We start from the raw sequence: 14,712 nt of genomic DNA on the forward strand, positions 1-14,712 counted from the left end.
AAGCCCGCTCTTCCTGTAACACCACATAAGTGATTGATCGGGCGCGTACCCTGTGGGAGCTGGCTGGCCAGCGATTACGGTAGTGAACTCACCGACGTCATCGCTGGCAAGCCAGCTCCCACCAAGGTCTGCGTCGCTTTACAAGGCGGCAATCCGCGCGTGCTGCTCGGTGAAGTTGGCCAGGGCCTGTTCGGCTTCGGCCAGCTTGGCGCGCTCCTTGTCGATGACGGCAGGCGGAGCCTTGTCAACGAAGGCGGCGTTGGACAGCTTGCCGCCGACACGCTGGACTTCGCCTTGCAGACGCTGGATTTCCTTGTTCAGGCGCGCCAGCTCGGCGTCCTTGTCGATCAGGCCAGCCATCGGTACCAGCACTTGCAGGTCGCCCACCAGCGCGGTAGCGCTGAGCGGCGCTTCGTCCTGCTCGCCGAGCACGGTGAACGATTCGATCTTCGCCAGCTTCCTCAGCAGCGCTTCGTTTTCGCTCAGGCGGCGCTGGTCTTCAGCGCTGGCGTTTTTCAGGAACAGTTGCAGTGGCTTGCCAGGGCCGATGTTCATTTCGCCACGGATGTTACGCACACCCAGCATCAGCTCCTTGACCCACTCGATGTCGCTTTCGGCGGCGGCGTCGATGCGGCTTTCGTTCGCCTCAGGCCATGGCTGCAGCATGATGGTCTTGCCGTCGATGCCGGCCAGCGGCGCCAGGCGCTGCCAGATTTCTTCGGTGATGAACGGCATGAACGGATGGGCCAGGCGCAGCGCCACTTCCAGGACCCGCACCAGGGTGCGACGGGTGCCGCGGGCACGTTCGACCGGGGCGTTTTCGTCCCACAGGACCGGCTTGGACAGCTCCAGGTACCAGTCGCAATACTGGTTCCAGATGAACTCGTAGAGCGCCTGGGCCGCCAGGTCGAAGCGGAACTGCTCCAGTTGGCGGGTCACTTCGGCTTCGGTGCGCTGCAGTTGCGAGATGATCCAGCGGTCCGCCAGCGACAGCTCGTAGGCTTCGCCGTTCTGGCCGCAGTCCTCGCCCTTGTCCAGCACGTAGCGGGCGGCGTTCCAGATCTTGTTGCAGAAGTTGCGGTAGCCCTCGACGCGGCCCATGTCGAACTTGATGTCGCGACCGGTGGACGCCAGCGAGCAGAAGGTGAAGCGCAGGGCGTCGGTGCCGTAGCTGGCGATGCCTTCCGGGAACTCGGCCTTGGTCTGCTTGGCGATCTTCTCGGCCAGCTTGGGTTGCATCAGGCCGCTGGTGCGTTTCTCCAGCAGTTCGTCGAGGGTGATGCCGTCGACGATGTCCAGCGGGTCAAGGACGTTGCCCTTGGACTTGGACATCTTCTGGCCCTGGCCGTCGCGGACCAGGCCATGGACGTAGACCGTCTTGAACGGAACCTGCGGCGTGCCGTCCTCGTTCTTAACCAGGTGCATGGTCAGCATGATCATCCGGGCGACCCAGAAGAAAATGATGTCGAAGCCAGTGACCAGCACGTCGGTGGAGTGGAAGGTCTTGAGGAATTCGGTCTGCTGCGGCCAGCCCAGGGTGGAGAAGGTCCACAGGCCGGAACTGAACCAGGTGTCGAGGACGTCGTTGTCCTGGTTCAGGACCACGTCGGCACCGAGGTTGTTCTTGGCCCGCACTTCTTCTTCGCTGCGGCCGACGTAGACCTTGCCGGACTCGTCGTACCAGGCCGGAATGCGGTGGCCCCACCACAGTTGACGGCTGATGCACCAATCCTGGATGTCACGCATCCAGGAGAAGTACATGTTTTCGTACTGCTTGGGCACGAACTGGATGCGTCCGTCTTCCACGGCGGCGATGGCCGGTTCGGCCAGCGGCTTGGTGGAAACGTACCACTGGTCGGTCAGCCACGGCTCGATGATGGTGCCGGAGCGGTCGCCCTTCGGCACTTTCAGAGCGTGGTCGTCGACGCTGACCAGCAGGCCCAGGGCGTCGAAGTCGGCGACGATCTGCTTGCGCGCGACGAAGCGGTCGAGACCGGCGTACTGGGCAGGCAGGGTGGCGTCGACGGTTTCGTTGACGCTGCCGTCGAGGTTGAACACCTGGGCGGCTGCCAGGACGACGGCGTTCTTGTCGAAGATGTTCAGCAGCGGCAGGCTGTGGCGCTTGCCGACTTCATAGTCGTTGAAGTCGTGGGCCGGGGTGATCTTCACGCAGCCGGTACCGAACTCGGGGTCGCAGTAGTCGTCGGCGATGATCGGGATGCGGCGGCCGATCAGCGGCAGTTCGACGAACTTGCCGATCAGTGCCTGATAGCGCTCGTCGTTCGGGTTCACCGCCACGGCGGCGTCGCCGAGCATGGTTTCCGGACGCGTGGTGGCGACGATCAGGTAGTCATTGCCTTCGGCAGTCTTGGCGCCATCGGCCAGCGGGTAGCGCAGGTTCCACAGATGGCCTTTCTCGTCGTGGTTTTCCACTTCGAGGTCGGAGATCGCGGTGTGCAGCTTGGTGTCCCAGTTGACGAGGCGCTTGCCGCGGTAGATCAGGCCGTCTTCATGCAGGCGCACGAAGGCTTCCTTGACCGCATCGGACAGGCCGTCGTCCATGGTGAAGCGCTCGCGGCTCCAGTCCACGGAAGAACCCAGGCGGCGGATCTGCCGGCTGATATTGCCACCGGACTGTTCCTTCCATTCCCAGACCTTGTCGAGGAATTTTTCCCGGCCCAGGTCGTGGCGATTCTGGCCTTTGGCTTCAAGTTGACGCTCGACCAGCATCTGCGTGGCGATGCCGGCGTGGTCGGTCCCGGGCTGCCAGAGGGTGTTGCGGCCCTGCATGCGACGGAAACGGATCAGGGCGTCCATGATCGCGTTGTTGAAGCCATGACCCATGTGCAGGCTGCCGGTGACGTTCGGCGGCGGGATCATGATGGTGTACGACTCGCCTGCGCCTTGCGGGGCGAAGTAGTTCTCGGACTCCCAGGTGTTGTACCAGGAAGTTTCGATGGCGTGCGGCTGGTAGGTCTTATCCATGCGCGGGGGGACCCTATGGCATTTATTCGGGAAAGCCGGGAAGTATAACCAAGCTGCAGGCTTCAAGCGACAAGCTACAAGCAGGACGTGCGCGGTTGCGGACGGGTGTCGTCTCTGTCCGCAACTGCGCAGGGATCAGGAGGGTTGCTGGTTCAGCAGGCGTTCGAGGCGGGCGTCGAGGCGGCGCTTGATCTCGTTTTCAATGTGCGGGGCGAAGTCGTCGATCACGTCCTGCATGATCAACTGGGCGGCGGCGCGTAGCTCGGCATCCAGGTGCAGCAGGGTGTCCTGGCGGCGGGCCTGCGGGTCGGGCTCGTTCACCGGTGCAGCAGGTGCCGGCGGCGCGAGTTCTTCGGCCGGTTCGAGCAACAGCGGTATCTGTTCTTCCACGGTTTCGGTCAGCAGCGGCGGTTGCAGGGTGTCATCACCCAACAGTTGCCTGATCGATTCCAGGTCATCCAGCAGGTGGGCGGATTGGGGCAAGGGAGGGCGTTTGTCCATCGTCGTCAGAATCGCGGTAAGCGGTGGTCTTGCAGAGCATAGCCCTGTTCGCGGTAGAAACGGAAACTCTCTCGGGTCGCCTGGCGGATGGCCGGGTCCTCGACCACGATCTCGGCGATCCGGGCAAAGCGCGAGGCGAACGGCGGGACTTTCAGGTCAAGGTTGACCAGCAGGTCCTGGTGCTCACCGGGGTCGTCGCCGATTCCCAGCGCCACTGCGGCCGCGGCATCTTCCTCGGCGAGGCTGTGGGGCACGAAGGCTTCGCCCTTGAACGCCCACAGGCGGGCGTCGAGTTCGTCGCGCTGGGCGGCGTCGCTGCAATTCAGATAGACCCGGTGCCCCAGCCGCCAGGCTTTCTCGCAGAGTTTGCAGGCGAAATCCAGGCGCACGGCAGGCGAGGGACTGGGCAGGATGTAGAAATCGACTTGGCTCATGGCTGTGTTGCCAACCGGTCACGCCCGAAGGCGCGACCGGTCGGCTGCGCATCAGGCGTTGGCGCGGTCGAGCAGGTACTGGGTCAGCAGCGGGACCGGACGGCCAGTGGCGCCCTTGTCCTTGCCGCCGCTGATCCAGGCGGTGCCGGCGATGTCCAGGTGCGCCCAGTTGTAGGCCTTGGCGAAGCGCGACAGGAAGCAGCCTGCGGTGATGGTGCCGGCCTTTGGACCGCCAATGTTGGCGATGTCGGCGAACGGACTGTCCAGTTGCTCCTGGTACTCGTCGAACAGCGGCAGTTGCCATGCACGGTCATCGGCACGCTTGCCGGCGCTGAGCAGTTGCTCCACCAGTTCGTCGTTGTTGCCCATGAGACCGGAAGTGTGGCTGCCCAGGGCGACGATGCAGGCGCCGGTCAGGGTGGCGATGTCGATCACCGCCTGCGGCTTGAAGCGCTCGGCGTAGGTCAGGGTATCGCACAGCACCAGACGGCCTTCGGCGTCGGTGTTGAGGATTTCCACGGTCTGGCCGCTCATCGTGGTCACGATGTCGCCAGGACGGGTGGCACCGCCGCTCGGCATGTTCTCGGCGCAGGCCAGCAGGCACACCAGGTTGATCGGCAGTTGCAGTTCGAGGACGGCACGCAGGGTGCCGAAGACGCTGGCGGCACCGCACATGTCGTACTTCATTTCATCCATGCCGGCACCGGGCTTGAGGCTGATGCCACCGGTGTCGAAGGTGATGCCCTTGCCTACCAGCACGAACGGCTTCTCGCTTTTCTTCGCGCCCTGGTAGTTGAGGACGATCAGCCGTGGCGGCTGGTCGCTGCCCTGGCCGACGGCGTAGAACGCGCCCATGCCGAGGTCCTTGATCTTCTTCTCGTCGAGGACTTCGACCTTGAGGCTCTTGAAGGCCTTGCCGAGGTTCTTCGCTTCTTCGGCCAGGTAGCTTGGGTGGCACAGGTTCGGCGGCAGGTTGCCCAGGTCGCGGGTCAGGCGCATGCCGCTGGCGATGGCGGTGGCGTGCTTGACCGCGCGCTCGGTGTCGGCCAGACCGGCCTTGTCGATGAGCAGGGTGATTTTTTTCAGGGCGCGGGGTTCGGCTTTCTGGCTCTTGAAGCGGTCGAAGACGTATTCGCCATCGAGCAGGGTTTCCGCCAGCAGGCGGGCCTTGCCGTAGTGGGCGTCGCGGCCGTTGACGGCGACTTCGTCCAGCGCCAGCACCGCATCGCTGCCGCCCAGGCCCTTGAGAACGTTAAGCACGCTGTTGACCAGCTTGCGCCAGCTACGATCGCTCAGCGCGTCGTCCTTGCCGGTGCCGACCAGCAGAACGCGCTCGGCCTTCACGCCGGGCAGGCTTTGCAGGAGCAGGGTCTGGCCGACCTTGCCGGCCAGGTCGCCGCGCTTGAGCAGGGTGCTCAGGGCGCCATTGCTGGCTTCATCGACGGACTTTGCGTGGGCGCCCAGCTTGCGGCCTTCGCCTACACCCAGTACCAGGGTGGCGGTTTTCAAGGATGTTGCGGCTACGCTTTTTACAACCAATTCCATGTCAGGGTCCCCGGAATGAACGGTCAGTGCACGCAATTCTCTGCGAGCGCTCGAAGCAGCCTGGCGGCGCGGCGGCGGGCCAGACATAAAGCCGCCAGTTTGAGCCCGGCGCGGCGCCCGTGACAACCCCGTTTTCAAGCATCGCGCGGCGCGAAGTGACAGGCACGGTCAATCACAGGATAATGCGCCGACTTCACTGTCCGGGTCCGTCTTGCGGACCGGCAACTATCTTGGTTGCAACGTTTTCCTTGTTCGGCTGTCCGAGCCTGACAACCCAGGAGTGGCTGGTTTGATCGTCTTCCGTTATCTGTCCCGCGAGGTCCTTGTGACCTTGAGTGCCGTCAGCGCCGTGCTGTTGGTCATCATCATGAGCGGGCGCTTCATCAAATACCTGGCCCAGGCCGCGCAGGGCATGCTCGACCCGGGCGTGCTGTTCATGATCATGGGCTACCGGCTTCCCGGTTTCCTGCAGTTGATCCTGCCGCTGGGGCTGTTCCTTGGCATTCTGTTGGCCTACGGGCGGCTGTACCTGGAAAGCGAGATGACCGTGCTTTCCGCCACCGGCATGAGCCAGCAGCGTCTGCTGGCCATGACCATGGCACCGGCCGCGCTGATTGCGCTGCTGGTGGCCTGGCTGAGTCTGAGTCTCGCCCCTCAGGGCGTTACCCAGGTGGCGCAGATCATCAACCAGCAAGATGCCCTGACCGAGTTCGACACCCTGGTGCCGGGACGTTTCCAGACGCTGCGTGACGGGACGCGGGTGACCTATACCGAGCAACTCTCCGACGACCGCGTGAAACTGGGCGGTGTGTTCATTTCCGAGAAGCGCTTCTCCCAGGACAAGACCAAGGACCGTGGCATCAGCGTGCTGGTGGCCGAGAAGGGCCGTCAGGAAGTGCAGGCCGACGGCAATCGCTACCTGATCCTGGAAAACGGCTACCGCTACGACGGTAACCCGGGCCAGGCCGACTACCGCGCGATCAAGTACGACACCTATGGCGTGCTGCTGCCCAAGCCGGAAGTCAGCTCGGACATCACCGAGCGTGAGGCGATCCCGACCTCCGAGCTGTTCAAGAGCGATGCCCTGCGCGAGCGGGCAGAGTTGCAGTGGCGCCTGTCGCTGCCGCTGCTGGTGTTTATCGTGACCCTGATGGCGGTACCCCTTTCCCGGGCCAACCCGCGGCAGGGCCGTTTCCTCAAGCTGTTGCCGGCGATTCTTCTGTATATGGCTTACCTGACGATTCTGATTGCCGCCCGTGGAGCCCTGGAGAAAGGCAAGATGCCGATCGCCCTGGGCCTGTGGCCGGTGCACGGGCTGTTCCTGCTGATCGGCCTGGGGCTGATGTACTGGGAACCGCTGCGCCTGAAGATGCGCTCGCGTCGTGCGGAGGTGGCCCGTGCGTAAACTCGACGGCTACATCGGCAAAAGCGTGTTCATGGCGATCCTCGCCGTGCTCGGGATCATTCTCGGCCTGGCGTCGCTGTTCGCCTTCATCGACGAGATGGGCGACATCAGCGATACCTACACCCTTCTGGACGCCAGCAGCTTCGTGGTCCTGACCGCGCCGCGCCGCCTCTACGACATGCTGCCGATGGCGGGCCTGATCGGGTGCCTGATCGGCCTCGGCAGCCTGGCCAGCAACAGCGAACTGACCATCATGCGTGCGGCGGGCGTCTCCATCGGTCGTATCGTCTGGGCGGTGATGAAGCCGATGCTGGTGCTGATGCTGGCCGGCGTGCTGATCGGCGAGTACCTGGCGCCTGTTACCGAGAACAAGGCCCAGGCCGAGCGCTCGCTGGCACAAGGTGGCGGTGATGCGCAGAGTTCCAAGCGCGGGTTGTGGCACCGCCAGGGCGAGGAATTCGTTCACATCAACACCGTGCAGCCCAACGGCCTGCTGCTGGGTGTGACCCGCTATCACTTCGATAATGAGCGTCACCTGCTGTCCTCCAGCTTTGCCCGCAAGGCGCAGTACCAGGAAGACCACTGGCAGCTCACCGACGTGACCAGCACGATGTTCCGCGGCGACCACACCGAAGTGGTGAAGAGCGCCGAAGAGCGCTGGGATGTTGCCCTGACCCCGCAATTGCTGAGCACCGTGGTGCTGGCGCCGGAATCGCTGTCGATCACCGGGCTGTGGGACTACATCCACTACCTGTCGGACCAGGGCCTGAACAATGATCGCTACTGGCTGGCGTTCTGGACCAAGGTGCTGCAGCCGCTGGTGACCGCGGCGCTGGTGTTGATGGCGATTTCCTTCATCTTCGGCCCGCTGCGCTCGGTAACTCTGGGCCAGCGAGTGTTCACCGGCGTGCTGGTGGGCTTCGTGTTCCGCATTGCCCAAGACCTGCTGGGGCCGTCGAGCCAGGTGTTCGGCTTCCCGCCGCTGCTGGCAGTGCTGTTGCCGGCAGGGGTTTGCGCGCTGGCTGGCGTGTGGCTGTTACGCCGGGCTGGCTGACGAGCTTTCCCCGGACAAGAAAAAGCCGACCCCCACGGAGCAATGCCAGGCAGTTGAATCAGTTGAGGCCCATCGCGAGCTTGCTCGCGAAGAGGGTTAACTGACTGGCATCGCTCCCATGGGGTCGGCTTTTTTGTGCCTCACTTCTTGCGTTTCGGGACCCGTACCAGCTGGGTTTCCGAGTAGATGTCGTGCCAGCTTCGCTTGCGCTTGTCGATCAGTACCCAGAAGAAACCCAGGCCCAGGCACAACCAGGACGCGATCGACACCACGAAGCGCAGCAGCGCCTGCCAGAGCCCGATGGCAGAACCGTCGGTATTCTGCACCCGAACGCCCCAGACCTGCATGCCCAGGGTCTGGCCGCCGTGGGTCCAGAATTTGGCGAAGAAGCCGAACAGCACGAACAGCAACACGGTGGACAGCAGTGGATCGCCGTCCAGGGCGCCGGCTTCGGTCATCGTGCGCATTTGGGTTTCACCGATGATGAACATCTGGATCATCTTGTAGACGAGGGTGGTGACCATCAACAAGGCGGTACACAGCAGGAAGTCATAGAACATTGCAGCCAGCCGACGGCCCAGTCCGGCTACGGGAAACTCGCCCTGAGGTTGAAGCATTTGCTTGGGCATGCGGTAAGGCTCCTTGCGCAAAAACGCCCATTCTACGGAATTGCGGGCACAAAAAAGCCCCTGCTGTTGCCAGCAGGGGCTTTTATCGGGAATCAGGCTTCCGCGATAACTTCGTCAGCCTGCATGCCTTTTTGGCCCTGCACGGCGATGAAGGTGACTTTCTGGCCTTCTTTCAGGCTTTTGAAGCCGTTACCTTGAATAGCGCGGAAGTGTACGAACAGATCCGGACCGCTTTCAGGAGTGATGAAACCAAAACCTTTCTCGTCGTTAAACCACTTGACGGTACCGCTCTGACGTTGGGACATTGTCTTATTTCCTTTGAAACTTAGAATTAATAACAGCTTCTTTCAGAATGAAAGAGTACTGGGCTGGGTTGCAGGAAAGTAAGAGACGTCGAACGGGTTGTAGCGAATCTCAGGCTACTGTCCAGGTCACGAACTATGCGACCCACGCAAACACAGTGCAGTGACTCTACGCTAACTCTCTCGAAAAAAACAAGCCCCGCAGGCCCCTGCTTTTAGGGCTTCTGGGCAACTTTTGGCAGTTTTTTACGGCCTCTTTTCGGGGCGCTGCCGACCTCATGTTCGAAAGTTTGGCGGTGCGTTCGAAATCGAATATCCCGAACGCACGATGACACTTTTTGTCCTCGCCAATCAGCCGCGGTAATAACGCTGTGCAACGAACGGCATCTTGCTGACTTTCATCGCCACACGCTTGCCGCGCACGATTGCCCAGACGGGTGTATCCAGTGCGGTATGCGCGTTGTCCAGGTAGCCCATGGCGACAGGCGCGCCGAGGGTCGGACCGAAACCGCCGCTGCACACACGACCGATGACGTTGCCGGCTTCGTCGACGATTTCGGCGTCTTCACGTACTGGCGTGCGTTCCTGTGGCAGCAGGCCAACCCGCTTGCGTGCGACACCGGACTGCTGCTGGGCGAAGATCGATTCGGCACCCGGGAAACCACCAGCCCGCGCACCCTCGGCGCGACGGACCTTGGAAACGGCCCAGAGCAGGCTGGCTTCGACTGGCGTGGTTTCGCTGTTCATGTCGTGACCGTACAGGCACAGACCGGCTTCGAGGCGCAGCGAGTCGCGCGCGCCCAGACCGATGGCTGCCACTTCTGGCTCGCTCAGCAGACGGCGGGCCAGGGCTTCGGCCTTGTCCGCCGGTACGGAAATCTCGAAGCCGTCTTCACCGGTGTAGCCGGAGCGGCTGACGAAGCAGTCTTCGCCCAGCAGTTGCACGCGGGCGAACTGCATGAAAGTCATGCTTGCCACCTGCGGCGCCAGGCGCTCCAGCACCTTGACCGCGGCCGGACCTTGCAGGGCCAGCAGCGCGCGTTCTTCGAACAGCGGCTGGATCTCGCACTGCGCGCCGATGTGCTTGCGCAGGTGGGCCAGGTCCTGATCCTTGCAGGCGGCGTTGACCACCAGGAACAGCTCGTCGTTGCCGAGGTTGGCGACCATCAGGTCGTCGAGGATGCCGCCTTGTTCGTTGGTGAACATGGCGTAGCGCTGCATGCCCACCGGCAGGTCGATGATGTCCACCGGCACCAGGCTTTCCAGAGCCTTGGCGGCATTGGCGCCGAGCAGGCGGATCTGGCCCATGTGCGAGACGTCGAACAGGCCGGCCTGCTCGCGGGTGTGCAGGTGTTCCTTCATGACGCCCAACGGGTACTGAACCGGCATGTCATAGCCGGCGAACGGCACCATGCGCGCGCCCAGTTCCAGGTGCAGGGCGTGCAGCGGGGTTTTCAGCAGTGTTTCGGTGGACATGTATGACTCCTGGGTTTCAAAGGGATGTCAGCATTCGATGATGTTGACGGCCAGACCGCCGCGAGCGGTCTCCTTGTATTTGCTTTTCATGTCGGCGCCGGTCTGGCGCATGGTGCGGATGACCTTGTCGAGTGACACGAAGTGCTGCCCGTCACCGCGCAAGGCCATGCGCACCGCGTTGATCGCCTTCACCGAGCCCATGGCGTTGCGCTCGATGCAGGGCACCTGGACCAGACCGCCGATGGGGTCGCAGGTCAGGCCCAGGTTGTGTTCCATGCCGATTTCAGCCGCGTTCTCGACCTGCTGCACGCTGCCGCCCATGACCTCGCACAAGGCGCCGGCGGCCATCGAACAGGCCACGCCCACTTCGCCCTGGCAGCCGACTTCGGCGCCGGAGATCGAGGCGTTTTCTTTATAAAGGATGCCGATGGCGGCGGCGGTGAGGAGGAAGCGCACCACGCCGTCGTCGCTGGCGCCCGTGATGAAGCGCATGTAGTAATGCAGCACCGCCGGGACGATGCCGGCGGCGCCATTGGTCGGGGCGGTGACTACTCGCCCGCCGAAGGCGTTTTCTTCGTTTACCGCGAGGGCATAGAGGTTGACCCAGTCCAGTACCGACAGGGCATCACGCAGGCTCGCCTCGGGGTTGGCGCAGAGTTGCCGGTACAGCGCGGCGGCACGGCGCTTGACCTTCAGTCCACCGGGCAGGATGCCTTCGTTGCGGCAACCCGCAGTGACGCAGTCCTGCATCACCTGCCAGATTTTCAACAGCCCTTCGCGGGTTTCGCTTTCCGGGCGCCAGGCGGCCTCGTTGGCCAGCATCACCTGGCTGATCGAGAGCTGGTGCGCGGTGCAATGGGCGAGCAATTCCCGGGCGGTCTTGAACGGGTAGGGCAGCGGGGTCTGGTCCTCGACGATACGGTCGGCGCCGGCGGCATCCTCATCGACCACGAAGCCACCGCCCACCGAGTAGTACTCGCGGCTGCGGATCTGCAGGCCGGCGCCATCGAAGGCGCGGAAGATCATGCCGTTGGGATGGAAATCCAGCGGTTTGCGGATCATCGCCAGGTGCTGTTTTTCGTGGAAGTCGATGCGCTGCTCGCCGAGCAGGCTGAGTTGACCGCTGCTGCGGATGGCCTGCAGGCGGGCGGGGATACTTTCGGTGTCGACCGTGTCGGGGTGTTCGCCTTCCAGGCCGAGGAGCACAGCCTTGTCGCTGCCGTGGCCTTTGCCGGTGGCGCCGAGCGAGCCGTAGAGCTCGACCTTGACGCTGTGGGTGTCGGCCAGCAGGCCGTCACGCCGCAATCCTTCGGCGAAGCGCGCGGCGGCGCGCATCGGTCCGACGGTGTGAGAGCTGGAGGGGCCGATGCCGATCTTGAACAGGTCGAAGACGCTTAGGGACATCAGGCTTCCTCCGCAGTGAATGGATTGGCTCATCGCTGGCAAGCCAGCTCCCACAGGTATTGTGTGCACCACGGACCCTGCGGGAGCCGGCTTGCCGGCGATGAGGCCATTGAGCGAACTCAGACCTCTTGATAGCTCTCGATCGACGGACACGCGCAAACCAGATTGCGGTCACCGAAGACGTTGTCCACACGACCCACCGGCGGCCAGTACTTGCCTTCCACCAGCGACGGCAGCGGGTACACCGCCTGTTCGCGGCTGTAGCCGTGTGGCCATTCACCGGCCAGTTCGGCGGCGGTGTGCGGGGCGTTTTTCAGCGGGTTGTCGTCCTTGTCCAGGCTGCCGTTTTCCACCGCGCGGATTTCTTCGCGGATGCGGATCATCGCTTCACAGAAACGATCCAGTTCTTCTTTGGACTCGCTTTCGGTCGGTTCGATCATCAGCGTACCGGCGACCGGGAAGGACATGGTCGGGGCGTGGAAGCCGAAGTCGATCAGGCGCTTGGCCACGTCATCGACGCTGATGCCGCTGGTTTCCTTCAGCGGGCGCAGGTCGAGGATGCATTCGTGCGCTACCAGCCCGTTGCTGCCGGTGTACAACACAGGATAGTGCTCTTCCAGGCGGCGGGCGATGTAGTTGGCGTTGAGGATCGCCATCTGCGAAGCGCGCTTGAGGCCGGCGCCACCCATCATGCGGATGTACATCCAGGTGATCGGCAGGATGCTGGCGCTGCCGAACGGCGCCGCGCAGACCGCGCCCTGCTTGTTTTCCATGTGCGCGTGACCCGGCAGGAACGGTGCCAGGTGCGACTTGACGCCGATCGGGCCGACGCCCGGACCGCCACCACCGTGCGGAATGCAGAAGGTCTTGTGCAGGTTCAGGTGCGAGACGTCGCCGCCGAACTTGCCCGGTGCACAGAGGCCGACCATGGCGTTCATGTTGGCGCCGTCGATGTACACCTGGCCGCCGTTGTCATGAATGATCGCGCAGATTTCGCCGATGGCTTCTTCGAACACGCCGTGGGTCGACGGGTAGGTGATCATCAGCGCGGCGAGGTTTTCGCGGTGCTCCAGGGCCTTGGCGCGCAAGTCGTCGATATCGACGTTGCCGCGGGCGTCGCAGGCGGTCACGACCACGCGCATACCGGCCATGTGGGCGGTGGCCGGGTTGGTGCCGTGGGCCGAGGACGGGATCAGGCAGATGTCGCGGCGGTCATCGCCACGGCTCTGGTGGTAGGCGCGGATGGCCAGCAGGCCGGCGTATTCACCCTGGGAGCCGGCGTTCGGTTGCAGCGACACCGCGTCGTAGCCGGTGGCGGCGCAGAGCATCGCTTCCAGTTCCGAGGTCAGTTGCAGGTAGCCCTGGCTTTGCGCGGCGGGGGCGAACGGGTGCAGGTTGCCGAACTCGGCCCAGGTCACCGGGATCATTTCGCTGGCGGCGTTGAGCTTCATGGTGCAGGAGCCCAGCGGGATCATGGTGCGGTCCAGCGCCAGGTCCTTGTCGGCCAGTTTGCGCAGGTAGCGCATCAGCTCGGTTTCGCTGTGGTAGCGGTTGAACACCGGGTGTTCGAGGATCGCCGATTGGCGCAGCAGGCTGGCCGGCAGTTGCGCGGTGGTGCTGGCGGCGAGGGTGGCGAAGTCCGGGACGGCCTGGCCGTTGGCGAACAGTGCCCACAGGGCTTCGACGTCAGCCTGGCCGCTGGTTTCGTCCAGCGACAGGCCGAGGCGGGTGCTGTCGATCTGGCGCAGGTTGACGCCTTGCACGCTGGCCTGTTGGTGCAGGTCGGCGGTGGCGTTGCCGGTGGCCAGGGTCAGGGTGTCGAAGAAGCTGCCGGTCTCGACGGCGACGCCCAGGGCGGACAGGCCGGCCTTGAGGATCGCGGTCAGGTGGTGGGTGCGCGCGGCGATCTGCTTCAGGCCCTGCGGACCGTGGTAGACGGCGTACATGCTGGCGATATTGGCCAGCAGCACTTGTGCGGTGCAGATGTTGCTGGTGGCTTTCTCGCGGCGGATATGTTGCTCGCGGGTCTGCATGGCCAGACGCAGGGCAGTCTTGCCGAAGCGGTCGATGGACACGCCGACCAGACGGCCCGGCATGTCGCGCTTGAACGCATCGCGTGTGGAGAAGTAGGCGGCGTGCGGGCCACCGAAGCCCAGCGGAACACCGAAGCGCTGGGCGCTGCCGATGGCGACGTCGGCGCCGAATTCACCCGGCGGGGTCAGCAGGGTCAGGGCCAGCAGATCGGCGGCGACCGCGACCAGGGCGTTGGCGGCGTGGAAGCGTTCCACCAGTTCGCGGTAATCGAAGACTTCACCGTTACTCGCCGGGTATTGCAGCACGGCGCCGAAGAAGCGGCTGACGTCGGTCAGTTCGCGTTCATCGCCCACGACCACTTCGATACCCAATGGCTCGGCGCGGGTACGCAGGACGTCGAGGGTTTGCGGATGGCAGTGCACGGAGGCGAAGAAGGCGTGGCTGCTCTTGTTCTTGCTCAGGCGCTTGCAGAAGGTCATGGCTTCGGCGGCGGCGGTGGCTTCGTCGAGCAGCGAGGCGTTGGCGATCGGCAGGCCGGTGAGGTCGCTGATCAGGGTCTGGAAGTTCAGCAGCGCTTCCAGACGGCCTTGGGAAATTTCAGGCTGGTACGGGGTGTAGGCGGTGTACCAGGCCGGGTTTTCCAGCAGGTTGCGCAGGATCGGGGCCGGGGTGTGGCAGTTGTAGTAGCCCTGGCCGATGTAGCTCTTGAACAGTTGGTTCTGGCCGGCGATGGCTTTCAGTGCGGCGAGGGCGTCGGCCTCGCTTTGCCCTTCGCCCAGTTCCAGCACGCTGGTGCCCTTGATGCTGTCGGGGATGACTGCGGCGCTCATGGCGTCCAGCGAGTCGAAGCCGAGGGTGGCGAGCATGTGCTGCTCATCGGCCTGGCGCGGGCCGATGTGGCGGGCGATGAATTCGTTGGCGGTGCCGAGGTTGATGGTCATGG

Annotated in this window: 11 protein-coding genes; 2 read left to right on the top strand and 9 right to left on the bottom strand. The window is 63.7% G+C overall.

Annotated elements, in window-relative coordinates:
* Positions 1 to 138: 138 nt before the first annotated feature.
* The 4 genes from DM374_RS00585 to DM374_RS00600 form a co-directional block, all read right to left on the bottom strand.
* Complete coding sequence (locus DM374_RS00585; protein WP_110968116.1) at positions 139 to 2,985, bottom strand: valine--tRNA ligase; 2,847 nt, start codon at positions 2,983 to 2,985, stop codon at positions 139 to 141.
* A 135-nt stretch (positions 2,986 to 3,120) separates the two neighbouring features.
* Positions 3,121 to 3,486: a DNA polymerase III subunit chi gene (locus DM374_RS00590; RefSeq protein WP_095154307.1), complete on the bottom strand. Its 366-nt coding sequence runs from the start codon at positions 3,484 to 3,486 to the stop codon at positions 3,121 to 3,123.
* 5 nt (positions 3,487 to 3,491) lie between these two features.
* The gene (locus DM374_RS00595; RefSeq protein ID WP_095154305.1) at positions 3,492 to 3,920 is read right to left on the bottom strand and encodes a DNA polymerase III subunit chi; all 429 of its coding nucleotides are present in this window, start codon (positions 3,918 to 3,920) and stop codon (positions 3,492 to 3,494) included.
* A 51-nt stretch (positions 3,921 to 3,971) separates the two neighbouring features.
* Positions 3,972 to 5,465 carry a leucyl aminopeptidase gene (locus DM374_RS00600; protein WP_095154303.1) on the bottom strand — a complete coding sequence of 498 codons (1,494 nt, stop codon included), beginning with the start codon at positions 5,463 to 5,465 and terminating at the stop codon, positions 3,972 to 3,974.
* Positions 5,466 to 5,754: 289 nt separating this feature from the next.
* Between DM374_RS00600 and lptF the strand changes: the two genes are divergently transcribed.
* Both lptF and lptG read left to right on the top strand, forming a co-directional pair.
* On the top strand, positions 5,755 to 6,870 hold the full coding sequence (lptF, locus tag DM374_RS00605) for an LPS export ABC transporter permease LptF (protein ID WP_110968117.1): 1,116 nt from the start codon (positions 5,755 to 5,757) through the stop codon (positions 6,868 to 6,870).
* The gene (gene lptG, locus DM374_RS00610) at positions 6,863 to 7,924 is read left to right on the top strand and encodes an LPS export ABC transporter permease LptG (protein WP_110968118.1); all 1,062 of its coding nucleotides are present in this window, start codon (positions 6,863 to 6,865) and stop codon (positions 7,922 to 7,924) included. Before lptF ends, lptG begins: the two co-directional genes overlap by 8 nt.
* A gap of 140 nt (positions 7,925 to 8,064) precedes the next feature.
* On the opposite strand, the gene DM374_RS00615 is transcribed toward lptG, so the two are convergent.
* The 5 genes from DM374_RS00615 to gcvP all read right to left on the bottom strand — a co-directional run bounded on the left by DM374_RS00615 (position 8,065) and on the right by gcvP (position 14,710).
* On the bottom strand, positions 8,065 to 8,553 hold the full coding sequence (locus DM374_RS00615; RefSeq protein ID WP_110968119.1) for an RDD family protein: 489 nt from the start codon (positions 8,551 to 8,553) through the stop codon (positions 8,065 to 8,067).
* Between the two features lie 92 nt (positions 8,554 to 8,645).
* Positions 8,646 to 8,858: a cold-shock protein gene (locus DM374_RS00620; RefSeq protein ID WP_010220199.1), complete on the bottom strand. Its 213-nt coding sequence runs from the start codon at positions 8,856 to 8,858 to the stop codon at positions 8,646 to 8,648.
* A 348-nt stretch (positions 8,859 to 9,206) separates the two neighbouring features.
* Entirely contained in the window at positions 9,207 to 10,331 is a 1,125-nt protein-coding gene (gene gcvT / locus DM374_RS00625) for a glycine cleavage system aminomethyltransferase GcvT (RefSeq protein ID WP_110968120.1), read from the bottom strand.
* Between the two features lie 27 nt (positions 10,332 to 10,358).
* Positions 10,359 to 11,735, bottom strand: a complete 1,377-nt coding sequence (locus DM374_RS00630; RefSeq protein WP_110968121.1) for an L-serine ammonia-lyase — start codon at positions 11,733 to 11,735, stop codon at positions 10,359 to 10,361.
* 119 nt (positions 11,736 to 11,854) lie between these two features.
* A complete protein-coding gene (gcvP, locus tag DM374_RS00635) occupies positions 11,855 to 14,710 on the bottom strand; it encodes an aminomethyl-transferring glycine dehydrogenase (protein WP_110968122.1) in 2,856 nt (951 codons plus the stop codon).
* Between the last annotated feature and the right edge of the window lie 2 nt (positions 14,711 to 14,712).

Origin of the sequence: Pseudomonas huaxiensis, assembly GCF_003231275.1 — a bacterium.
GTDB classification, from domain to species: Bacteria; Pseudomonadota; Gammaproteobacteria; order Pseudomonadales; family Pseudomonadaceae; genus Aquipseudomonas; species Aquipseudomonas huaxiensis.

Bases quoted from the DNA above. Each gene is read 5' to 3' on its own strand.
- DM374_RS00585 (WP_110968116.1), bottom strand. From the start codon at position 2,985: ATGGATAAGACCTACCAGCCGCACGCCATCGAAACTTCCTGGTACAAC.
- DM374_RS00620 (WP_010220199.1), bottom strand. From the start codon at position 8,858: ATGTCCCAACGTCAGAGCGGTACCGTCAAGTGGTTTAACGACGAGAAA.
- gcvT (WP_110968120.1), bottom strand. From the start codon at position 10,331: ATGTCCACCGAAACACTGCTGAAAACCCCGCTGCACGCCCTGCACCTG.
- DM374_RS00595 (WP_095154305.1), bottom strand. From the start codon at position 3,920: ATGAGCCAAGTCGATTTCTACATCCTGCCCAGTCCCTCGCCTGCCGTG.
- DM374_RS00590 (WP_095154307.1), bottom strand. From the start codon at position 3,486: ATGGACAAACGCCCTCCCTTGCCCCAATCCGCCCACCTGCTGGATGAC.
- gcvP (WP_110968122.1), bottom strand. From the start codon at position 14,710: ATGACCATCAACCTCGGCACCGCCAACGAATTCATCGCCCGCCACATC.
- DM374_RS00600 (WP_095154303.1), bottom strand. From the start codon at position 5,465: ATGGAATTGGTTGTAAAAAGCGTAGCCGCAACATCCTTGAAAACCGCC.
- DM374_RS00630 (WP_110968121.1), bottom strand. From the start codon at position 11,735: ATGTCCCTAAGCGTCTTCGACCTGTTCAAGATCGGCATCGGCCCCTCC.
- DM374_RS00615 (WP_110968119.1), bottom strand. From the start codon at position 8,553: ATGCCCAAGCAAATGCTTCAACCTCAGGGCGAGTTTCCCGTAGCCGGA.